The sequence below is a fragment of the Clostridium muellerianum genome (assembly GCF_012926525.1).
Taxonomy (GTDB): domain Bacteria; phylum Bacillota; class Clostridia; order Clostridiales; family Clostridiaceae; genus Clostridium_AM; species Clostridium_AM muellerianum.
Genome location: NZ_JABBNI010000013.1, coordinates 91,701 through 112,913 on the forward strand (window position 1 = coordinate 91,701; position 21,213 = coordinate 112,913).

The 21,213-nt window shown below is 28.9% G+C and carries 21 protein-coding genes; 12 read left to right on the plus strand and 9 right to left on the minus strand.

All coding sequences use genetic code 11. From position 1 onward, the window contains the following. Nucleotides 1-5: 5 nt before the first annotated feature. The 4 genes from HBE96_RS07285 to HBE96_RS07300 form a co-directional block, all read right to left on the minus strand. Entirely contained in the window at nt 6-770 is a 765-nt protein-coding gene (locus HBE96_RS07285) for an ABC transporter permease (protein ID WP_169297097.1), read from the minus strand. Then, nucleotides 771-1,682, minus strand: coding sequence for an ABC transporter ATP-binding protein (locus HBE96_RS07290; RefSeq protein WP_169297098.1), 912 nt, complete (start codon nt 1,680-1,682; stop codon nt 771-773). Nucleotides 1,683-2,038: 356 nt separating this feature from the next. Then, entirely contained in the window at nt 2,039-2,956 is a 918-nt protein-coding gene (locus tag HBE96_RS07295) for a sensor histidine kinase (RefSeq protein WP_169297099.1), read from the minus strand. Between the two features lies 1 nt (nt 2,957). Then, entirely contained in the window at nt 2,958-3,644 is a 687-nt protein-coding gene (locus HBE96_RS07300; RefSeq protein WP_169297100.1) for a response regulator transcription factor, read from the minus strand. Between the two features lie 334 nt (nt 3,645-3,978). Between HBE96_RS07300 and HBE96_RS07305 the strand changes: the two genes are divergently transcribed. The 7 genes from HBE96_RS07305 (at nt 3,979) to HBE96_RS07335 (ending at nt 13,915) form a co-directional block, all read left to right on the plus strand. After that, nucleotides 3,979-5,451 (plus strand): protein adenylyltransferase SelO, encoded by a 1,473-nt coding sequence (locus HBE96_RS07305; RefSeq protein ID WP_342590163.1) that lies wholly within the window; start codon nt 3,979-3,981, stop codon nt 5,449-5,451. A gap of 212 nt (nt 5,452-5,663) precedes the next feature. Next, nucleotides 5,664-7,340 (plus strand): flavin monoamine oxidase family protein, encoded by a 1,677-nt coding sequence (locus tag HBE96_RS07310; protein WP_169297102.1) that lies wholly within the window; start codon nt 5,664-5,666, stop codon nt 7,338-7,340. A gap of 365 nt (nt 7,341-7,705) precedes the next feature. Continuing rightward, a complete protein-coding gene (locus HBE96_RS07315; protein ID WP_169297103.1) occupies nt 7,706-8,239 on the plus strand; it encodes a GNAT family N-acetyltransferase in 534 nt (177 codons plus the stop codon). Between the two features lie 197 nt (nt 8,240-8,436). Further along, entirely contained in the window at nt 8,437-8,901 is a 465-nt protein-coding gene (locus tag HBE96_RS07320) for a GreA/GreB family elongation factor (protein WP_169297104.1), read from the plus strand. Nucleotides 8,902-9,358: 457 nt separating this feature from the next. Continuing rightward, a complete protein-coding gene (locus HBE96_RS07325; RefSeq protein WP_169297105.1) occupies nt 9,359-11,446 on the plus strand; it encodes a methyl-accepting chemotaxis protein in 2,088 nt (695 codons plus the stop codon). A gap of 188 nt (nt 11,447-11,634) precedes the next feature. Next, nucleotides 11,635-12,936, plus strand: coding sequence for a S41 family peptidase (locus HBE96_RS07330; protein ID WP_243186857.1), 1,302 nt, complete (start codon nt 11,635-11,637; stop codon nt 12,934-12,936). A gap of 100 nt (nt 12,937-13,036) precedes the next feature. Further along, nucleotides 13,037-13,915 (plus strand): amidohydrolase family protein, encoded by an 879-nt coding sequence (locus HBE96_RS07335; RefSeq protein ID WP_342590161.1) that lies wholly within the window; start codon nt 13,037-13,039, stop codon nt 13,913-13,915. Nucleotides 13,916-14,000: 85 nt separating this feature from the next. On the opposite strand, the gene HBE96_RS07340 is transcribed toward HBE96_RS07335, so the two are convergent. The 5 genes from HBE96_RS07340 to HBE96_RS07360 all read right to left on the minus strand — a co-directional run bounded on the left by HBE96_RS07340 (nt 14,001) and on the right by HBE96_RS07360 (nt 17,507). Next, entirely contained in the window at nt 14,001-15,266 is a 1,266-nt protein-coding gene (locus HBE96_RS07340) for an MFS transporter (RefSeq protein ID WP_169297107.1), read from the minus strand. Between the two features lie 38 nt (nt 15,267-15,304). Next, nucleotides 15,305-15,556 (minus strand): hypothetical protein, encoded by a 252-nt coding sequence (locus tag HBE96_RS07345; RefSeq protein WP_169297108.1) that lies wholly within the window; start codon nt 15,554-15,556, stop codon nt 15,305-15,307. A 12-nt stretch (nt 15,557-15,568) separates the two neighbouring features. Continuing rightward, nucleotides 15,569-15,958 carry an SHOCT-like domain-containing protein gene (locus tag HBE96_RS07350; RefSeq protein WP_169297109.1) on the minus strand — a complete coding sequence of 130 codons (390 nt, stop codon included), beginning with the start codon at nt 15,956-15,958 and terminating at the stop codon, nt 15,569-15,571. Between the two features lie 96 nt (nt 15,959-16,054). Continuing rightward, a complete protein-coding gene (locus tag HBE96_RS07355; protein ID WP_169297110.1) occupies nt 16,055-16,417 on the minus strand; it encodes a DUF2089 domain-containing protein in 363 nt (120 codons plus the stop codon). A gap of 247 nt (nt 16,418-16,664) precedes the next feature. After that, nucleotides 16,665-17,507, minus strand: a complete 843-nt coding sequence (locus tag HBE96_RS07360) for an aldo/keto reductase (RefSeq protein ID WP_169297111.1) — start codon at nt 17,505-17,507, stop codon at nt 16,665-16,667. A 137-nt stretch (nt 17,508-17,644) separates the two neighbouring features. Here HBE96_RS07360 and HBE96_RS07365 point away from each other — a divergent pair, with 137 nt between their 5' ends. From HBE96_RS07365 to HBE96_RS07385, 5 genes are all read left to right on the plus strand, one after another. After that, nucleotides 17,645-18,091 (plus strand): Lrp/AsnC family transcriptional regulator, encoded by a 447-nt coding sequence (locus HBE96_RS07365; protein ID WP_169297112.1) that lies wholly within the window; start codon nt 17,645-17,647, stop codon nt 18,089-18,091. Nucleotides 18,092-18,191: 100 nt separating this feature from the next. Then, nucleotides 18,192-19,001 carry a DUF2935 domain-containing protein gene (locus HBE96_RS07370; RefSeq protein ID WP_169297113.1) on the plus strand — a complete coding sequence of 270 codons (810 nt, stop codon included), beginning with the start codon at nt 18,192-18,194 and terminating at the stop codon, nt 18,999-19,001. A gap of 404 nt (nt 19,002-19,405) precedes the next feature. Continuing rightward, the gene (gene thiS / locus HBE96_RS07375; RefSeq protein ID WP_169297114.1) at nt 19,406-19,603 is read left to right on the plus strand and encodes a sulfur carrier protein ThiS; all 198 of its coding nucleotides are present in this window, start codon (nt 19,406-19,408) and stop codon (nt 19,601-19,603) included. Between the two features lies 1 nt (nt 19,604). After that, complete coding sequence (gene thiF, locus HBE96_RS07380) at nt 19,605-20,414, plus strand: sulfur carrier protein ThiS adenylyltransferase ThiF (RefSeq protein ID WP_169297115.1); 810 nt, start codon at nt 19,605-19,607, stop codon at nt 20,412-20,414. A gap of 15 nt (nt 20,415-20,429) precedes the next feature. Then, nucleotides 20,430-21,200 carry a thiazole synthase gene (locus tag HBE96_RS07385; protein WP_169297116.1) on the plus strand — a complete coding sequence of 257 codons (771 nt, stop codon included), beginning with the start codon at nt 20,430-20,432 and terminating at the stop codon, nt 21,198-21,200. The last annotated feature ends 13 nt before the right edge of the window (nt 21,201-21,213 follow it).

A 21,213-nucleotide genomic window follows, 5' to 3' on the forward strand; every position in this document is an offset into this window, starting at 1 on the left:
TAAACTTAATTGACATCCATTTTATTGTAATGGTAAATAGATAAAAACATAAATATGCTGAAAGTGAGTATTGCACTTATGGTAGTTAATATAAAATCAATGGGATCTCCTGCATGAAAATAATACATAGGAAGTATAGGTAGCATTAAAGGAGAAAACTGCATGTAAATAGCTGAATACACAGAACCTACAGCTACAGCGCACATACAAGAAAGGGCACCCAATACCCCATACACTACTGGAAAAATAATATTCTTTGTTATATTGGCAATTAATATGGGTATAGGCATTAATATAAATTCCATTAATAATGAATATACGTTGACCTTCATATCTGTAGTAATAAAATTATTGGAAGGTAATTCATGCCAGGCTATGGATAAACTTAAATACATAGCTAAGAATTGAACAACATATATAAACGAAATTATTATATATAAGGTTATTAATTTGCCTATAAATATTTTTGTTCTACTAATTGGGTAAGTATATATTATATTATCTGTTTTATCAGCAAACTCTCTGGAGAAGATATATCCGGCAATTAAAGAGAATAAAACTGTATATAAGAAGCAAAAACAATTGACTTCTATATTGGCTCTGTAATCTTTAATGAGTGAATATTTTAAAACATTTGTAATACCACTATAATCATTTGAAAGTGACACAATAAATGCAATTGAAGGTAAAAAAACTGAAGTAATTACTGCTATAGTAAACAAATAGGATTTTTTTAGCTTTAAAATTTCAGAGTATATTATATTAAACATTTAATTTCCTCCTGTAAGTCTTAAGAAATAATCTTCTAAGCTGTCTGCTTTTAAACATATCTCATCTACAAATAAGTCATTTGAAATTAAAGTTTTATTTATATTTGAAGCTTCTTGAAGTTTTTCATAAACCCTTAAATTATTTTTTTCCCATATTACAAAGTCTTTTATATCTAATTTTTGTTCTAAAATAAAAGAAGCTTTTTTGTCATCATTCACCTTAATATTGATATAATGCCTGTTCCTTTTTTGTAACTCATCATAAGGTACTTCTTCTAAAAGTTCACCTTTATGAATTATTCCAATCTTATTCGCCATTTGCTGAATTTCACTTAATATATGGCTAGATATTAAAAAAGTAATACCTTGTTTATGTGATAAATCAATAATTAATTCCCTAATTTCCTTTATTCCCATAGGGTCAAGTCCATTGGTAGGCTCGTCTAATATTAAAAATTCTGGATGATGTAAAAGAGCTCTGGCTATTCCAAGTCTTTGTTTCATACCAAGAGAAAATTCCTTTACTTTTTTATTCTTTACATCCTCTATTCCTACTATTTTTAGAGAATCTACTATACAAGTTTTTTCTTGTATTCCCATCATTCTTCTATGTATTTCAAGATTTTCTTTTGCTGTTAAATTAGGATAAAAACCTGGATATTCTATCATCGATCCTATTCTTTGAAGTAGGTTTCTGTTTTTTGGTGAAGCTTTTTGAGAAAATAATTCCACTTCTCCTGAAGTTGCTTTTATAAGTCCCATAACCATTCTTATAGTAGTAGTTTTACCGGCCCCATTTTGTCCAAGAAAGCCATATATATCTCCCTTTTCAATAGTCATATTCAAATTTTTAACTGCAGAAAAATTTTTAAATTCTTTGGTTAGATTATAAGTTTTTAGAATATTATTCATATTACCCTCCTATATAGCGCAGAGATATTCTCTTTGCCACTTATTCAAATTTTGTTGACAGTAAAGAATTCTCTTGCTGCCTATAAACTAGTCTGAAATATTAAATTTTCTTTCTATATATAATATACAATATAATCCTTACACCCATTTTACATAGATCTTACAATTTTCTTAAATTTAATTATCTGCTTTCATTTTCTGTATCTAATTGTATTTCTTCAGAAATTCTTTAGATTTGCTTTTTTGTATTAATTAAATTTTGCTAAAAGTATTGATTCAAATGCTCTAAAAGGTAGCCCACATGGACTACCTTTTTTAATCATGAATTTTAAGTAAAGTATTTCTTATAGTTATTTTCAATTGATAGGTAATGTAAATGTAAAAGCTGTTTTTTCGTAAGGAGTACTGCTTACCGAGATAGTCCCTCCTAAAGATTCTACTAATTTTTTTGCTATAGAAAGCCCCAATCCACTGCTTTTTAAATTTAATTTTCTTGATTTTTCAACAGTATATAGTCTATCAAATACATAATCTATTTCTTCTTTAGGTATTCCTGCTCCATTATCCCATATAGATATAAAAACATTGTTCTTATCATAAGTTAAATTAACACCTATCAGGGTACCTTCAGATCCATATTTCAAAGAATTATTTATAAGATTACTTAGTATCCTATTTACTGCTTTTTCATCCCCAAAAGCATATATATCTTCTTCTGGAATATTTATTTGTGGCTCCATATTACGTTTCTTTAATTCATTAAAAAATGATATTATATTTTGCCTTATAATTTCAGAGACATTTATTTTTTTTATTTCAAAGTTAACATCTTTTGAATCTAGCTTGGAAACTTGAAAGAACTCTTCCATAAGGCTATATAAATGATTACCCTTATTGTAAACTATTTTTATATATTCTTTTTTTTCTTCTTCACTTAAAGTATTATCATTAAGCACAAGTTCTATATATCCAAGCATTGAGGTTAATGGAGTTCTAAGATCATGTGATATGTTAGATATCATTTTTTTTATTGAATCTTCATTTACTTTACTTTTTTTAAATATTTTTTGCATTTTCATAATTAAGCTATTTATTTTTATGCATAATGTATTTAAAGGTTTTATATGATTTTGAAGTCTTATTCTCTGATTGAAGTTTCCCTGCACAACTTCATCTATTGTTTTGCTTATGTAGTTTATCTTTTTAATCAGTAATACTATTAAAATTATAAGAAACATTACTATAATATTCAAAATATATACCAATAACTTCATTTTATTCACCAAGCTTATAACCAATTCCCCATACAGTGACTATGTATTTAGGATCATTAAGGTTGTCCTCAATTTTATTTCTTAATCTCTTTATATGTACCATTACAGTATTATCATCATTTACATATTCATTCTTCCAAACATTATTAAATATTTGAGCTTTAGTAAATACTCTATCAGGATTTTCAAGAAAGAATTTTAAAAGTTCAAATTCTATATGGGTTAAATTTAACTCTTTATTTTCTTTAAATACTTTATAATTTGAAGTATCTAATTTCAATTTATCATAGGTTAGAACAGAATTATGTTTATCTTCATTGTAATAAACGTATCTTCTAAGTTGAGCTTTAACTCTTGCAACCAATTCTCTTGTTGAAAATGGTTTAACCATATAGTCATCAGCACCCATACCTAGTCCGATAATTCTATCTGTTTCTTCATCCTTAGCTGAAAGAATAATAACTGGAGCATTATTAACTGTTCTAATTTGTCTAAGTACTTCTATTCCATCAACATAAGGAAGCATTAAATCAAGTATTACTAGATTAAAAGAGTTACTATATTTTTCAACAGCTTCTTTGCCATCAAAAAATTGAACTATATCGTAGCCTTCCTTTTTTAAAGAATGAAAAATTAAATTATTTATTTCTTCATCATCTTCTACAATTAAAATTTTTGATTTTTCCAAATTTGACACCTACTTTAAGCTTATTTATAAGATTTTGATGGGACTATTAACACAATCAAAACCTCATTTTACATGGTTAATTTAAGAGATATGATACTAACAAAGTTTTAAGTATTGAAAAAATGTTTAATACAGAAGTATAAAAACTTTTTTCTTTATTATAACATAATCATTTTTTTCATATGAAGTAAAGTGCAAAATTGCTAAAGAAAATAAAATTCATAAACGCATAATAAGATTAGAAGAAGAGGACACTAAAAATAGCTTCATTATTTTTATATCAATAAACCTTAAGGCAGCCATTAGATAAAGATAGGAGGAAAAGAGAGATATGATAACAGAGACGAAAACAGTAGTAAAAGCAGGATGGAACTTAGACAATAGTTATGCACAATTGCCACAATCATTTTTTACAAGACTTAATCCAAACTCTGTATCTTCACCAAAGTTAATCATTCTCAATCATCCACTTGCAAAGTCTTTGGGATTTAACTTTGAAAAGCTAAAAGATAATGAGGGTGCAGCTATATTTGCTGGAAATGAAATTCCTGAAGGAGCTGTACCTATTGCTCAAGCTTATGCAGGACATCAATTTGGACATTTTACCATGCTTGGAGATGGCAGGGCCTTACTGCTTGGTGAACAAATTACCCCAAAAGGACAACGATTTGATATTCAGCTTAAGGGCTCAGGTAGAACACCATATTCTCGTGGAGGAGATGGCAGAGCAGCGCTTGGACCTATGCTTAGAGAATATATTATAAGTGAAGCAATGCATGAACTTAATATTCCCACAACCCGGAGTTTAGCAGTAGTTACAACTGGTGAAAAAGTATTTCGTGAAAAAGAAGAGATTGGTGCAATTCTTACACGTGTAGCTGCTAGTCACTTGCGCGTAGGTACTTTTCAATATGCTTCAAACTGGTGCAGTGTAGAGGAGCTTAGAGCACTAGCTGATTATACATTAAAAAGACATTTTCCAGAGATTCATAATGATGAAGATCGCTATCTTTCTATGCTTGATGAAATAATTAGACGCCAGGCCTCGTTAATTGCTAAATGGCAGTTAGTTGGCTTTATCCACGGAGTTATGAATACAGATAATATGGCTATTAGTGGAGAAACCATTGATTATGGACCTTGTGCTTTTATGGATAGCTATAATCCAGAAACAGTATTTAGCTCCATTGACATTTATGGACGATATGCCTATAGTAACCAGCCTAATATTGCTGCGTGGAATCTATCTAGATTAGCTGAAGCATTACTTCCACTTATCAGTGATAATGAGGAGCTGGCTGTAAAACTGGCAAAGGATGCTATTTCGAACTTTGATGATTTGTATCATAATAATTGGATAACAGGAATGAGGGCAAAACTTGGAATATTTAATATAGAAATAGAGGATGAAGCCCTTATTGGAAAACTACTTAGTATAATGGAGAAATATGGTGCAGACTATACAAATACATTCCGTGCATTAACTCTTAATAAATCGGATGATATGATGATATTTGATACTGAAGAATTTGTTAAGTGGCATGAAATGTGGCAGACAAGGCTGGAGAGACAAAAGGAACCAAAGGAATCCTCATATAAGTTAATGAAAAGCAGCAACCCTGCAATAATTCCACGAAATCACAAAGTAGAAGAGGCACTAGAAGCTGCAATAAATGGAGACTATAGTATAATGGAAAAACTTAATAATGTTCTTTCAAACCCGTTTGAATACTCTGCAAAGCAGGATGAATATGCTCTTCTTCCTAAGAAAAGAAATTGTGCTTATAGAACTTTTTGTGGTACTTAATATAAAGTAAACAAATTGGATAATTTTTAAGTATGATTTATATAAGAAAAACATCATAATTAGCAAGTTAAAGTAATAGATAAACTACACAATAATATGTGTATGGTTTATCTATTATTTTTATACATGGATATAATTTTAATTTTGGAATTAGACATATAAAATTGAATATATATGTTATTAGGAGATATTTTGAGGAGTTGTAACGTTTTATGGAGAGATATGGAATTGGTGTCCAACCATTAAATCCAACTAATGAACAAAGGTATGCATTACTAAAAAATGCATTACGTAAGTCAGATAGATTAGGAGATTTTAACAATATTATTAAACTTTTGAGTCCTCCATCAGATATTCTAAATTATGCGCATCCAGGTGAATTTAAACAAATTAAGGTAGGTATTATAGGCGGAGGTCTTGCTGGCATGTCAGCAGCTTTTGAACTTAGAAAACTTGGATTTGATATAACAGTATTTGATGCTCTAGAAGATAGAGTGGGAGGGAGAGTATATACTTACTATTTTGACGAAGATAAAAAGTTTTATGGTGAACTTGGTCCACTTAGGATTCCAGTGGCACATGAAACCACCTGGCATTATATTAATCTTTTTGGACTTGCTACACAGCCATTTATTCAAAACAATCCTAATGCCTTTGTATATGTACAAGAAACAAGAGCTAGAAAAGATCCTAAAAGCATTGAAGAAAAGATTTATCCAAAATACAATTTAAGGCAAATAGAAAAAAATACGATCTGGCCCAAGCTTTATGAATATGCAGTGCATTTTTTCATGAATAAGCTGCATCCAGAAACAAGAGCTGAAATTTTAAAGATTCTTCCTGCATATGATCCAAGTTACAATACTTTACTTAATATTAGCATTCGTCAAAATTTTGAAATGCTGGGGCTCAGTCATGATGCTATAGATATGATAGCAAGCGTTGATGCATTTACAGGCGCATTAATTGATTTATCTTATAATGAGGTATTACAGGAGGATTATCCAGAAAATTTTTCTTATCTTTATAGAGTTGCTGGTGGCAATGTAAACTTGCCAATTGCATTTTACAAGTCTTTAACATCTAAAGTACCTAAAGAATATAGGATACCTCAAAATGAACTAGGAAAGGTGAACTGGAAAGGTGGCAGTCAGGTATTGGGAATATATAAAGCTGAAAATGAAAAAAAGGTTGTATTGAGATATAAAGGTAATAATATTAAAGGAGAAAGTGCAGAAGAATTTGACTATGTTATTTGTGCTATTCCATTTACAACACTTTCAACTGTGGATATTTTGCCTTTCTTTAGTAATAGAAAAATGCAGGCAATAAGAGAAATAAATTATGTAGATGGACATAGAACCCTACTGTTATGTAAAAAGCGTTTTTGGGAAGAGGATACGGATTATGGAGGGATTGTAGGTGGTGTAACTAATACTGACCTATCTATAACAAATATATTATATCCTTCAGATCATGCCATGATTGGGGCTAACCCAAATGAACCAGGAGTATTAACAGGTTCGTACAATTTAAACAAATATGCCACACATATAGGAAGTATAAGGGGAGATGCACATTTTAAGCAAGTTAAAAGACAGGTTGAGCAAGTTCACGGACTCCCTAGAAATTATTTGGATTCTATAGTAACACAGTCAAAATTTCTTCATTGGAATAATGAAGAATGGTTTAGAGGGGCTGTAGCATTCTTTACACCAGAACAAAAAAGAATTTTTTCACATAATATTTTAAAACCAGAATATGATAATAGGGTATTCTTTGCTGGAGAGCATACTTCTGCAACACATGGTTGGATGCAAGGAGCTTTATTTAGTGGAAAGTTAGCTGCTAATAGATTAGCCTATAATGCTAAAATTAAAAAGAGATGAATTATTTTACTTACCGTGTTAGATTAATCTAATGCGGTTTTTTATTAATAGGAATTCAAAACTTTTTTGATCAAAAACATGCCATAATACATTAAAATTAAAGAATTTACAAGAGAATATAAAATGTTTCTATGATTAAAATGTAAGCTGATTTAATGTAAACAAGGAGATTTTTGGCGTGTTACTTTTAATATTATAGGAGTGTTAGAAATTATTAATGTTAAATGAAAGCCGTAAAATTTCTTAAACTAGATATTGAATTTTTAATCATAAAATTGTATAATTATACATAAAATAATTAGCAATTGGTCATACATATGGTGGTTGTTCTTTTATTTTAACAAATAGAAAAAGGAGATAGATCGATGAAAAATATGACCTTTGTAGTTAGAAGAGCTACTTTTGAGGATATACCTCAAATAAAAGATATATCTAAAGAAGCTTTTAGATTATATGCAGAGAGAGCAGAAATAACGGAACTTGTTGCTTCTCTTAATGAAACCTATGAAGATTTAGAAAAAGAAATAAAAACTAAAGTTATGTTTGTAGGGATTTTAGATGGAGTTCTTGTTGGAAGTGTTAGAGTTGAAGTAAAACCAGATAATACTGCTTATCTAAGTAGATTTGCTGTTAGAGAAGATTTTCAAAATATGGGTATAGGAAAAATATTAATGAATGCAGTTGATAATGAAATGAGGCAGGTAGGAGTTACAAATTTATATCTACATACCGCGTCTAGAATGTTATCACTTGTTAGATTTTATTATGGTAGGGGATTCTATATTGAATCCACCAATAAAGATAGAGGATATATTAGGGCACTATTATGTAAGGAATATAGTAATGAAGTTATTGAAGAAATAGTAAATGATGGATATGAGAATAGTGCTATAGGTTAACAATTAGTTATAATTTTAGAATAAAAGGTTATATTTAATCCATAAGCTTTACATAGAGTATTAGCTTGTGGATTCTATTTACATGGGAATAGAAGAAAATGGGCGAATTTGTAGAAGATACGGAATAAAGAAATTTTTATTTTTTTTCTAGATAATATATAATATTAACAGAATATATCTTGGGGAGGTTACATCATATGAAGAATATACTAACAGAAGAAAATATTAATAAATTAAAAGAGGAATTAGATTATAGAATGACTGTAAAAAGAGCTCAAATAGCAAAGGAAAAACTAGTAGCTGCGGCACATGGTGATAGGTCTGAAAATGCAGAGTATAAAGAAGCTTGTGCAAACTATAGAGAAAATGATAATAGAATTCAATATTTATTAACTATGATTTCAACTGCAACTGTAATAGATGGTAAAAATATAGATAAATCAGTAATAGGAGTTAATAGTAAGTTTAAAATTAAATTTGTAGAAGATGAATATGAAGAAATTATATCATTAGTAACTACTATAGATGCTGATCCAGAAAATATGCTTATAAGTGTAGAATCAGATTTAGGAAAAGCGTTAATGGGCGGAAAAGTTGGAGATGTAGTTGAAGTTAATGCTCCAAGTGAAAATTATACAGTAGAAATATTAGAAATGTTATAAGGCATATTCAAAAAAATAACTAGTTAGTATGTTAAGTATATTTGACTAGTTATTTTCATTCATATGCCTAAGTTTAATTTTTAAAAGCATAGATATATGTTTAAAAGTTATTTGTTAGGATAAAATGTATAGGCTAATATAGACAGAAATATTTTTATATTAGTACACAGCCTAGCAGTCTGTATTCAATATGGGCTGCGGGCATTTTTTTATTGACGATTATATTCCAATATAGGTTATAGTATTTTGCTAAGATAGTATAGTTTTTTAACAAGTTGTTTTAAGATTTAAAATAATTTAAAAGTATATAGTGATTATTCAAGTAGAAGAAAAAAATATTATTTTTGGTATTATTTTGGAAAAAAATCATGAATGTATGATAAAATAAGGTAAGTTCGTATTTTAATTAACACTGCATTTTGAAGTAAATTTTGCAGAAGGGAAAGGGGATATTTATATGAAAGGAAAGTTTAATTTAAAGCTTAATATCAAAAATAAACTAATTGTATGTTTTGTTTCTTTAACTGTAGTGGCACTACTTTTAATGGGTACAATTGTTTATTGGAAAGTAGTTATACAAACCAAAAAAGATTATACGAATTCAGTAAATAAACAATTAATTCAGGTAAATACGGGCATAGATGACTATATTTCATTAATTCAGGAGGATACCCAAGTATTAGCTAAAAGTGCGCTTCTTCAACAATCAGATTCAAGAATAACTTCATATGTTGATAAAAAAGATCCTTCAGGGGTGGTTCCAATGACACCACTTACAAATGATCCTTTTGAAGCAGAAGTATATAGTACTTTTAAAAATTTTAAGGATTCGCATCCTGAAATACAAAGTGTATCATTAGGAGTTGAATCAAATGGAGGATATGTACAGTACCCAGCTTCATCTAGAAAAAATGGTTATGATGCGAGAAAAAGGGATTGGTACAAGCTTGCACTTGCAAATACAGATAAACCTGTTTTAAGTGATGTGTACTTTTCTTCAGATGGATCTAAAAGTATAGTTTCAATTTGCTTAATAAAGGATTCTGCTGGTACAGTTAAAGGGGCAATAACTATGAATATTGACCTTGATAAGCTTACAAAAATGATTAAAGGTATTAAAGTTGGAGAAAACGGATACATTGTTTTAGTTGATGAACATGGTACTATTTTAGCAAATGCTAAAAATCCAAAATTAATTTCGAAAAACATAAAAGAATTAAATGTAAGTAAATTAAATAATTCTTATAATAAAAATACTTCATTTGAAATGAAACTTGAAGATGGGAAAAAATATTCTATAAATGTTCAAAGACCATCAAACTCAAATTTAAATTGGAATTACATATGTTTTATTGAAACAAATGAATTTATGAGTAGTGCAAAGATTATAGGGAAAATTTCATTTTTGCTTATATTAATATTTGCAGCGTTAAGTGTAGCTATAACAATTATTTTGTCAAAAAGAATTGCAAGCCCTATAAGCAGTATAACTAAACATCTTCAATTAATGGAAAAGGGTGATTTTTCCAATAACCTTAATTCAGAATATCTAAATATTAATGATGAAGTAGGTGATATTGCTAAGTCCACTAATAAAATGCAGTCTGCTTTAAAAGAAATGTTCTTTAAAATAAAAAGTCATTCTGAGTCTATTGATAAAAAGGCTGAGGATCTATATAGTTCTGCTAAAACTGTAGAAAGTTCATCTGGTGAGGTTGCAAATGCAATTCAAGAAGTTGCAGTAGGAACAGAAAAGCAAGCTAATGAACTTGTAGAAGTAACCAATATACTTGCTGAGTTTGGAAGCTCAATACATGATATGACAAAAACACTAGTTGAAGTTCAAAAGAAATCAAAATTAATTAATAATGTGGCAAATGAAAGTAATAATAACATGAATGGTTTAGCTAAATCAGTAGAAAACGTTGATGGAACCTTCAAGAAATTTGGACAAAAGCTTAATATATTAGGTGATAATGTTAATAAAGTAAATGATATAATAAATTTAATAGACAGTATTGCAGAACAAACAAATTTATTGGCTCTAAATGCAGCAATTGAAGCAGCACGAGCAGGTGAATCTGGTAAAGGTTTTGCAGTAGTTGCTGATGAAATAAGATCTCTTGCTGAGCAAAGTCAAAATTCTTCTGATGAAATTACTAAATTATTAGGCAATATATCCAGTGATACAAAAATTATTTTAAATGACAGCAGTGATATGAGTAATGAATTAAATAATCAAATAACATTAATAAGTGAAACTATTAAGTGTTTTAAAGAAATTGTAAATAAAATAGAAAATATAATTCCTGAAATAGATAATGTAAGCTCTTCGGCTGAAATCATAAATAAACAAAAAGATTCAATTTTAACTAATGTAGAAAGTACTTCGTCTATTTCACAACAAAACTCGGCTTCATCTGAGGAAATAGCAGCTTCATCTGAAGAAATGAGTTCAACTGCTCAAAATTTATTTTCTACTGTTGAGAAATTAAGAGATATGGCTAATGACATGACAGATGAGATAAATAAGTTTAAACTGTAAGGTTAAGAAGATTAAAATAGGTGGACAATCCACCTATTTTTTATATAAACTATTATTAAATAAAGGTTTTAAGGTCGAAAATCATTCATATGTATTGTTTAAATTATTTCATTTGTAGTTAGAAATACTATGATTAAATTGTAAATGCAATTTAAAATTTAATTATAATAATTTTTAAGGGGGAAAATATGTACATGAAATTAAAAAAGAAAAATTTAATTTTTATAGTAATAAGTATGATGCTTATAACTGCAGCAGCAGGTATTTATTTCTATAAATCTATGTTTAATAGGACTATTAGCTCACCTATGCTTAATACTTCAAATAGAGATGAAAAGTGGATATCAGATTTAAAATTTGTAAAAAAAGAACTACCTAAAAAACATAAAAATTTATTTTTTTCTAAGAGTAAAACTGAATTTTATAATCAAATGGATTCACTTATTGGAAAAGTTAGTAAATGTAACGATATGGAAATTAAGGGTGAACTTATAAAAATAATAAGTTCTATAAATGATAGTCATACAAGAGTTGATATTCAAGAAGACTCATCCTATCCAGTAAGTTTTTTTCAATTCGATGATGGAGTTTATGTAGTTGATTCTTCCCTTAAATATAAAGAGTTATGGGGGAAAAAATTAACTTCAGTTAATGGGTATTCTATGACACAAGTTCAAGAAAAAATTGATCCTTTTATATCTAAAGATAATAAAGCTATTATAAAGAACCAATTTTGTACTTTACTAAGATCTGTGGAAATGCTTAAAATTGCAGGAATAACTAAGGAAGATAATATAGTCTTAAATTTTGAAGGTTATCCAAACAGTGTAAATGTACAACCTATAAAAAAATCAGATTACAAAAATGTAAAGTTTTTATCAGATAATACTGAGTACAATAAAAAATTTCCAATTTCAAAGCAAAAGCAGGATAAAAATTATTGGTTTGATTATATTCAAAATAGTAATTTGCTTTATGTAAAGTATAATAGTTGTTCCAATATGCCTAATTATTCTTTTTCACAATTTACAAGGGATGTTTTTAATACCATTGATAGCAAAAAAGTTAAAACTTTAGTTATAGACTTTAGTGATAATGGTGGTGGAAATTCTAAGCTTTTTGATAATTTTTTAGATGAAATAAATAAAAGGAATAGTATTAATAAAAAAGGGAATTTGTTTGTTATAGTTGGAAGAAAGACATTTTCTTCCGCAATATTAAATTCTATGGATTTAAGGAATAGTACAAAAGCAATACTTATTGGTGAACCTACAGGAGGTAAACCAAATCATTTTGGTGAAGTAAAAGTAATACATTTATCAAATACAAATGTAAATATATATTATTCTAGTAATTACTTTAAAACTACTGATAAGGAAACGGATTCTATATACCCTGATGTTAATATTCCTCTTAAGGCTTCTTCATATTTTAATGGTAAATACGATTTTTTAGACTATGTTTTAGATAAAAAAATTAGTTCAAATTAAAAAAAATTAATTATAAAGGGGCATAGCTAGTGACATTACAAGTTAGGGTAATAAAAACTTATAGAAGATTAATATAGAGTTCTTAATAAAAGTTAAGAAGGTGATTTTGTTGATAATTGATTCGCATATACACATCGCTCATAATACCTTATTTAAAAAAAAGCAGTGGAGCAATTCTCCAATTGAATTGCAAAGACAATGGATTACTGAAATTTTAAGGAAATATAAAAAGAAGAATGTATTTGCTTTAAGAGATGGAGGAGATGGAATATTTGCTTCATGTTTAGCACGAGAAATTGCAAAGGAGGAAGGAATGATATACAGAACACCTGTATTTGCAATTTGCAGGAAAGATCATTATGGATCATTTTTAGGAAGAGCTGTCAATGGAATAGAGGATTTTAAGAGAGAATTTGATGTTTTGAAAGAAAATAAATTAGATCATCTAAAGATAATATTAACAGGAATAGTTAACTTTGATAAATTTGGTGATGTAGGAGATGTGGCATTTACATATAATGAACTAGAATATATGACTAAAAGTGCAAAAGAATATGGGGTTCCAATAATGGTACATGCCAATGGTAGTGAAGGTGTATCTGCTGCAATAAAAGCAGGAGTTAATACTATAGAACATGGATTTCTTATTTCTGATAAAGAATTATACGAAATGGCTGAAAAAGAAATAATATGGGTGCCTACGCTTTCTCCTCTTGGAAATATACTTCATAGAAATTATAGTAATTTTAAAAATCAGCTTGATACAATAAGAAAAGTATATACCATACAGGCTAAAAATATAGTAAAGGCTTATGAAATGGGGGTTAAAATTGCCCTTGGAAGTGATGCTGGCGCATATGCTGTGGAACAGGTTGATGGTATTTTTGATGAAATAAAGTATTTTGAGAACATGGGGTTTAGTAAAGATATAGTTTTAAAAATGTGCATAGAAAATGGTTCGGAAGCTCTTAAGTTATAGGCTTGTTTTACTATTATAAATCATCAAGCAGAAAATGAAAGTTCCTGCTTGATGATGTTTATTAATAGAAAAAATTTAATTAAAACTATGCTTGAGATTCTAACATAGGTGGTTCGTAAACTTCTGCCACTGATTTCATTATAAAAATGAAGCAGGTAACAAAGAATATTATTGTTACAATGAGAAGTACATATTGATAGGCAAATTTGCCTAATATAAACCCATAAATTAATGATCCAAAGGGAATAGCTCCTTGACAGAATACACCAAGTATGGCAAAGAATCTTGCTCTCATTTCATTTGGAACCATTTTTTGAAGATTGACATTTATAGGAGTGTTTATTCCTGAATTGAATAGTCCAGATAATAGTATTACTGCTGCTAGAACTATAAATAGTTTCAAGTTATGACCGCCAATATAATTTATGAAAGTTGGATATACTGAAAATGCAAGTACAAAAAGCACAACTGATTGAAGTAAAATAGAAAGCTTTATTACTACTTTTGTGCTAAACTTGTTCAAATAAGCACCTATTGCTATATTTCCAAGGAGTATACCAACAGTAAAACATGAAATTAAATAACCATACTGTTGTGAATTAAAACCTACACATTTTTTTAATACATAAGGAAATACTATGTCAAAGAATGGTGAAACAAGAAAATTAATTAGTAAGCAGAACACTGATAGTTGAGTTAAAGCTTTATTTTTCCTTATAAAGTTAAGCACACTGGCATTTTCTGTGAAAAATGATTTTAAGGTGATTTTTTCTTTATTGTCATTTACATTTTTATAAATTATAAGAAAGGAAGAAACTGCTGATATTATAAAAGATAAGCCATTTAAATAAAATACTGCTTTAATTCCTAAAACTCCATATATTATACCTCCAAGTGAAGGACCTATAATCATGGAAATTGCATCACTGCCACCTCTAAGAGACATGGCCTTCATAAGTTCTTCTTCCTCTATGAGCTCTGGAAGAATTGCTGTGGATGATGCTGAAAAAATACTATCCATAATAGAAATAAATATCTGAACTGAAAATAGTATATAAATATTTAAACTGCTGACTAGGGCTAAAAATCCTAAAGCCAGTATTAGAACTCCTCTTCCAATATCGGTTACTACCATGATGGTTTTTCTATTTTTTCTATCGCCTAGAATTCCTGCAAAGGGCAGCGTAATTACATTAGGTAATAGATTAAGAGCAGAAAATAGTCCCATCATAATTGCAGAATGAGTTATATCCAATATATAAAGTGGTATTGCTATTTGCTGTATTCCAGTGCCAATATAGGATATAAATCTTCCCAACATATAAAATGATAAATTTCTTTTAAGTTTCATTTTGTCTCCTTTTATTAAAATTGATTACTAAATAATATTTATAAGGTTATAGTAACGTGACTTCCATCTTTTGAGTGAACATCAACAATTTTTAAACCTTTGTATTCTTTTAAGATATCAATACAACCTGAAAGTTGTTTCCAATCAATTATATTTACATATTTCTTATCTTCTTCAGGTATGTGTTTTTGAATAAAAGGGGTATTTACAATTGAAATTCCAAATTTTAAAAACATATTGGGAACGGGTATTGTAAATCCCACATTACCTGATTTAATATATACTCTCATAAGCTTTTTCCTCTATTCTATACTAACTTCTACTAAATCGCCATTTGCACTTTTTACATCTACTATTTTACCTGAAAGATTATTGTCTATTGCATCTGAAATAAGATTTAAATCTAAGTTTTCCATTCCTTTAATGTTATCAGTTATTGGTATTTTACCTATGGTTTTAAGCATTGTTTTTATAAATTTAACTGGAAGATTTACATTTACATCGTCTCCATCATGAGAAGTAACCTTTACTTTAAGCATTTTATCTATAATGTCTGTATCATTTGAAGCATTTCCTAAAGTTTGGATAGCTGTACTTTTTGAGTTAAGTGCTTCAATAAGTTGTTCTGCTTTTTCGGAAGTTATTTTACCTTCCTCTATCATTTTTAATATTTTTAACATTTCTTCATTCATTTTAAACTCTCCTTTAATATTCTATTTGGATTACCATATACTATTGGTTTTAATTATTCTTACATTTTTATGATTAATAATAAAGTTTTTTATATATTATTCATTTAACATTTTGATGGCCTGGTCTGGAGTTATTTCTCCTTTATCAAGCATATCCACTATTTTTTTCTTATCTACAGAAGGTTCCTTTGATACCTTATAGCCAAGAGAAGTTATAACTTCATCTAATTTTGCTCTTACTGTGGGATAGGATATGCCAAGATCTTTTTCAACGTCTTTTATATTCCCTCTGTTTTTTAAAAACACCTCTATAAATTTTAATTGTTCTTCTGAAAGATATTCAAACTTTGACATTTCAAAATCATTTTCAATTATAGTGCTGCATTTAGAGCATTTTAATTTTGAAATGAAAAGTTTAGAAGAACAAACGGGGCATTTACTAACAACTTTGTATGCCAAATTATCACTTCCTTTCCTGTGTTTATAATATATCACTTTAAATTAAAAAAATCAATATTAAAATTAAAAATTTTAATATTGATTTATATACAATTTGATATTATTAATATTTAAATTAATATTTTAAAGAATCAAATTAATATATTTAAGTTTTTAATTAATGTTTTTAAGTTGAAGTCTTAAATTTTAATCATGTTAAAGAAAAATGCTTATAATATAGCATTATTTTTAAACTGCCAAAGCTTAGTTAATTATTAATTATTTGCCCTGCATAAACCTTATCGGGATCCATTCCCATTCTAAAATTAATATTTAAAGCATTAATTTTATTAATATCTTCTTTGCTTAATTCAAAATCAAATATATCTGAATTTTCCTTTATTCTTGCTGGAGTGGTTGATTTAGGAATGGTAACAACTCCTATTTGTAAGTCCCACCTTAATACAATTTGAGAAATTGTTTTTTGATATTTTCTTGAAAGCTCCTGTAAAAGTGGAATTTCAAAAACTTTGCCGCGCATTAATGGTGACCAGGCTTCTAATTGTATATTATGATTTTTACAGAATTCCATTAGATCATTTTGAATAAGTTGAGGATGAAATTCTATTTGATTTATCATTGGCATTATTTCAACATCGGCAATTAAATCTTTGAGTTGTTTAACTGAAAAGTTACTTACTCCGATAGCTTTAACACGTCCTTCTTTATAAAGTTTTTCAAGTGCCTTCCAGGTTTCTTTACTTTGAGGTTGAGGCCAGTGAATTAAGTATAAATCAAGATAATTTGTTCCAAGCTTTTTAATAGTAGTTTCAAAAGCTTGAAGAGTTTTTTCATACCCCTGGTCAGAGTTCCAAACTTTACTTACTAAAAATATTTCTTCTCGTAAAATTCCACTTTCTTTTATTGCAGTTCCTACGCCTTCTTCAGTATTATAAAAAGAAGCTGTATCTATATGTCTATATCCAATCTTCAATGCTTCTTTTACTACTTCAACAATACTATTTTTAGCGTCACCCTTATAAGTGCCAAATCCTAGCCATGGCATTTTTACTCCGTTATTTAAAACTGTATAACTTCTAATATTTTTCATTTTAATCATCCTTTCAATTTGATAACCTAAATTAACTATATTATAATATATAAATGGTAAAATTAACTTAGTATTTAATACTAGTTTTTTAATAAATATATTTTAAATGAGATAAAATGAAAGGAAATTTATATCATATGAAAATGGACAATACAGATATTAAAATTTTAATGGAGCTTCAAGAAGATAGCCGTCTATCTATAAGGGAGCTATCAAAAAGAGTTAATTTATCACCTCCTTCTGTAACAGAAAGGATAAGAAAACTAGAGGATAGTGGAGTAATTGAAGGATATACTATAAAAATAAATGAAAAAGCTTTTGGTATGTCTATACAATGTATCATTCAAATTGATCTTAAAAACAGTAAATTTGAGAAGTTTAAAGAATTTATTTATAATCATCCACGTGTGATTTTTTGTTATAGGATAGCTGGACATTCTTGCATACTTGTGAAATTAAGTGCGGAATCTATTTCAGAAATTGAAAAATTTGTTGATGATGTTTCAAACTTGGAGGCTACTACATCTACGAACATAGTATTTTCTGAGGTTCCTATAAATGAAAGTGTAGGAAAGTTTTTTTAATTTAAATTACATTACTATTTTTTTCTATAAAAATAGTAACACATTTTTAATATAAGCATATTATATAGTTAGTGAAATAATTGTGTTGTGGAGGATATACTTGAAATTTAATAGTATTGAAGAAGTGGAATTATTTGAACATCAATTTTGGCTGCAAATTTTAGGAGATCATTCTCGTTTTATTTTAAATTCACTTTCCCCCAAGGAAGAAGATTTTATTAAGCAGGCAAGTGAATTTATAAGTTTATTTGATAATTTGCTAATACAGTCAAGACAGCCCATGTCTAAATCAGATTTTCCTAGGCTTAATCAGCAGGCATATACGGCAGCAATAAGAATTAGAAAATTTAAGCTAAATATACTTAATAAACACATTACAGGTAAAATTAATATGTCTCTACCACCTACTTTTATTAATCATATGCTTAATGAGTTAGATGAATACTTATTAATTTTAAATGCTTTAATAAGAGGGAAGATAGCTAATGTGGGAGCTATTCATCTTCATCTTTTATGGCTTCTTGATGGATCAGGTCATGCTTCCACTTTAGTTAGTAATCTTGATCCTACAGAAAAAGAATTAATTAAAAACAGTAAGGAATATTGTAATGAATTTGATAATTTATATTCAAAGAGTATAGAATACAATGGATACACAAGAACTGGTATTTTTGATTTTCCTGCACTTAATAAGCTTAATCATCATGCGGACAAAGTAATGACTTGTTTTAGAGATTTCTTAGATGAGTTAAAGCAAGAAATTATAGATAAGAAAGTGCTGGGCACGTTAGCACCATTAGCAGCTGATCATATGTCAAGAGAAGAGTGTTACTATCTAACAAAACTTTCAATGTTTTCCGATATAAAGGAACCTAAATGTGATCCTACAAGACCACGAATAGAACTTTAGATTTTAAAAGGATAGTTTAGGCATATTCAAAAAAATAGCAAGTCAGTATGTTAGTATATTTTGCGTCATACTGCGTCAACAGAACCCTTTGATAGAACAACTATCAGCGGAACCTGTTTCCTTGTCTGACACAAAATATACTAACATCTTTGACTTGCTATTTTCTTTCATATGCCTTATAAAATTTTATTTTTAATTTAGAAAGCTATAGAATATAAGGTTAATACCTTAATTTTATAGTTTTTTTAGATATGATTTAACTTGACGCTAATTTAGTTCAATGTTATAATCTCAGTGTAATTAAATAATGAATCTTAGAGTGTGAAGGTCACACGAAGGGGTACACCACCATGGGTGTAGTTCTTCGTGTGGCCTTTTTTACTTGATGTAAAAGAGGTGAGTAAATGCTAAAGTTAAATGAAAAAGAAATAACCAATGTAAACGATATACCTTTGGACAAACTGCTTATAAATGAAGGTTATTCACTTCAGAGAATTGCTGTTGAACTAAATGGCGAAATAGTACCAAAAGCTCAGTATAGTAACACAAATATTAAAGATGGTGATTTTTTAGAAGTAGTTAATTTTGTAGGGGGAGGCTAATGTGAATATTTATATAAATGGAAAAAGTAGGACAACAGAATATTGTTCGCTGTATTTATTAAGAAAAAAGTTGTTTTTAGAAGCTTCTAATATTATTACAATTTACAATGGATTTCAAACAGAAAATGACATTGAGCTTAAGGAAGGTGACAGTATATCTTTTATAGAGAAAGGTGTTATGCCTTCAGAAGATGAACTAGAAGCATTAATGATGGCTAGACATACGCCTTTTGTTCATGAAAAAGTAAAAAGTGCAAGAGTTGGAATTGCAGGGCTTGGTGGTTTAGGTTCCAGTGTAGCAGTGGCACTTGCAAGAACCGGTATAGGCCATCTTCATTTAGTAGATTTTGATATAGTAGAGCCTAGCAATTTAAATCGTCAGGCTTATAAAATAAGTCATCTAGGCATGAAAAAGACAGAAGCCTTAAAATCAGAAATTAAAGATATTAATCCTTATATTAAAGTTTCTATTGATACTATAAAGGTTACAGAGGAAAATGCTGCTATTTTATTTGAAAATGATTCAATTGTTTGTGAGGCCTTTGATAAGGCTGAATATAAAGCAATGCTTATAAATACTTTATTAGAAAATAAGCCAGGAATTAAATTAGTGTCAGCATCAGGACTAGCAGGTTATGAAAGTAGTAATTCAATTACAACCACTAAGGTTTTTAATAATCTTTATTTATGTGGGGATAGGAAAAGTAATGCAGAACCAGGCAGGGGTCTTATGGCACCTAGAGTATCTATTTGTGCAGGACACCAGGCAAATATGATTTTACGATTAATTTTAGGAGTAAAAGAAGTTTAAAGGAGGATATAAATAATGGAGAAGGATAAATTAATAATTGGAGGACATGAGTTTTCATCTAGATTTATTCTAGGTTCAGGAAAGTATAATTTGGATTTGATTAAGGCAGCAGTAGAGCATGCTGGTGCAGAGATAATTACTTTAGCAGTAAGGCGTGCTAATACTAAAGGAAATGAGAATATTTTAGACTACATTCCAAAGGGTATAACATTACTTCCTAATACATCAGGAGCAAGAAATGCAGAGGAAGCAGTTAGAATTGCAAGATTAGCAAGGGAATTAGGTTGTGGAAACTTTGTAAAAATTGAGGTTATTCATGATTCAAAGTATTTATTTCCAGATAATTACGAGACAATCAAAGCTACAGAAATTCTTGCAAAGGAAGGATTCATAGTAATGCCATATATGCATGCAGATTTAAATGTAGCTCGTGATTTATATAATGCTGGAGCAGCTTGTATTATGCCTTTAGCATCACCAATTGGATCTAATAGAGGATTAAGTACAAAGGATTTTATTAAGATATTGGTAGATGAAATTGATCTTCCTATTATTGTTGATGCAGGAATTGGACGTCCATCTCAGGCTTGTGAAGCTATGGAAATGGGTGTTGCAGCTGTTATGGCTAATACTGCAATTGCAACTGCTGGTAATATTCCAGTTATGGCAGGAGCTTTTAGACAAGCTATTGAAGCGGGACGTGCAGCATATCTTTCTGGTTTAGGACGTGTATTACATAAGGGTGCATGTGCATCATCACCATTAACTGGATTTTTAGCAGAATAGGGGGAAGATATTT

Excerpts from the sequence above, each read along its gene's own strand:
- HBE96_RS07285 (WP_169297097.1), bottom strand. The coding sequence starts at position 770 with ATGTTTAATATAATATACTCTGAAATTTTAAAGCTAAAAAAATCCTAT.
- HBE96_RS07290 (WP_169297098.1), bottom strand. The coding sequence starts at position 1,682 with ATGAATAATATTCTAAAAACTTATAATCTAACCAAAGAATTTAAAAAT.
- HBE96_RS07295 (WP_169297099.1), bottom strand. The coding sequence starts at position 2,956 with ATGAAGTTATTGGTATATATTTTGAATATTATAGTAATGTTTCTTATA.
- HBE96_RS07310 (WP_169297102.1), top strand. The coding sequence starts at position 5,664 with ATGGAGAGATATGGAATTGGTGTCCAACCATTAAATCCAACTAATGAA.
- HBE96_RS07315 (WP_169297103.1), top strand. The coding sequence starts at position 7,706 with ATGAAAAATATGACCTTTGTAGTTAGAAGAGCTACTTTTGAGGATATA.
- HBE96_RS07320 (WP_169297104.1), top strand. The coding sequence starts at position 8,437 with ATGAAGAATATACTAACAGAAGAAAATATTAATAAATTAAAAGAGGAA.
- HBE96_RS07325 (WP_169297105.1), top strand. The coding sequence starts at position 9,359 with ATGAAAGGAAAGTTTAATTTAAAGCTTAATATCAAAAATAAACTAATT.
- HBE96_RS07330 (WP_243186857.1), top strand. The coding sequence starts at position 11,635 with ATGTACATGAAATTAAAAAAGAAAAATTTAATTTTTATAGTAATAAGT.
- HBE96_RS07340 (WP_169297107.1), bottom strand. The coding sequence starts at position 15,266 with ATGAAACTTAAAAGAAATTTATCATTTTATATGTTGGGAAGATTTATA.
- HBE96_RS07345 (WP_169297108.1), bottom strand. The coding sequence starts at position 15,556 with ATGAGAGTATATATTAAATCAGGTAATGTGGGATTTACAATACCCGTT.
- HBE96_RS07350 (WP_169297109.1), bottom strand. The coding sequence starts at position 15,958 with ATGAATGAAGAAATGTTAAAAATATTAAAAATGATAGAGGAAGGTAAA.
- HBE96_RS07360 (WP_169297111.1), bottom strand. The coding sequence starts at position 17,507 with ATGAAAAATATTAGAAGTTATACAGTTTTAAATAACGGAGTAAAAATG.
- HBE96_RS07365 (WP_169297112.1), top strand. The coding sequence starts at position 17,645 with ATGAAAATGGACAATACAGATATTAAAATTTTAATGGAGCTTCAAGAA.
- thiS (WP_169297114.1), top strand. The coding sequence starts at position 19,406 with ATGCTAAAGTTAAATGAAAAAGAAATAACCAATGTAAACGATATACCT.
- HBE96_RS07385 (WP_169297116.1), top strand. The coding sequence starts at position 20,430 with ATGGAGAAGGATAAATTAATAATTGGAGGACATGAGTTTTCATCTAGA.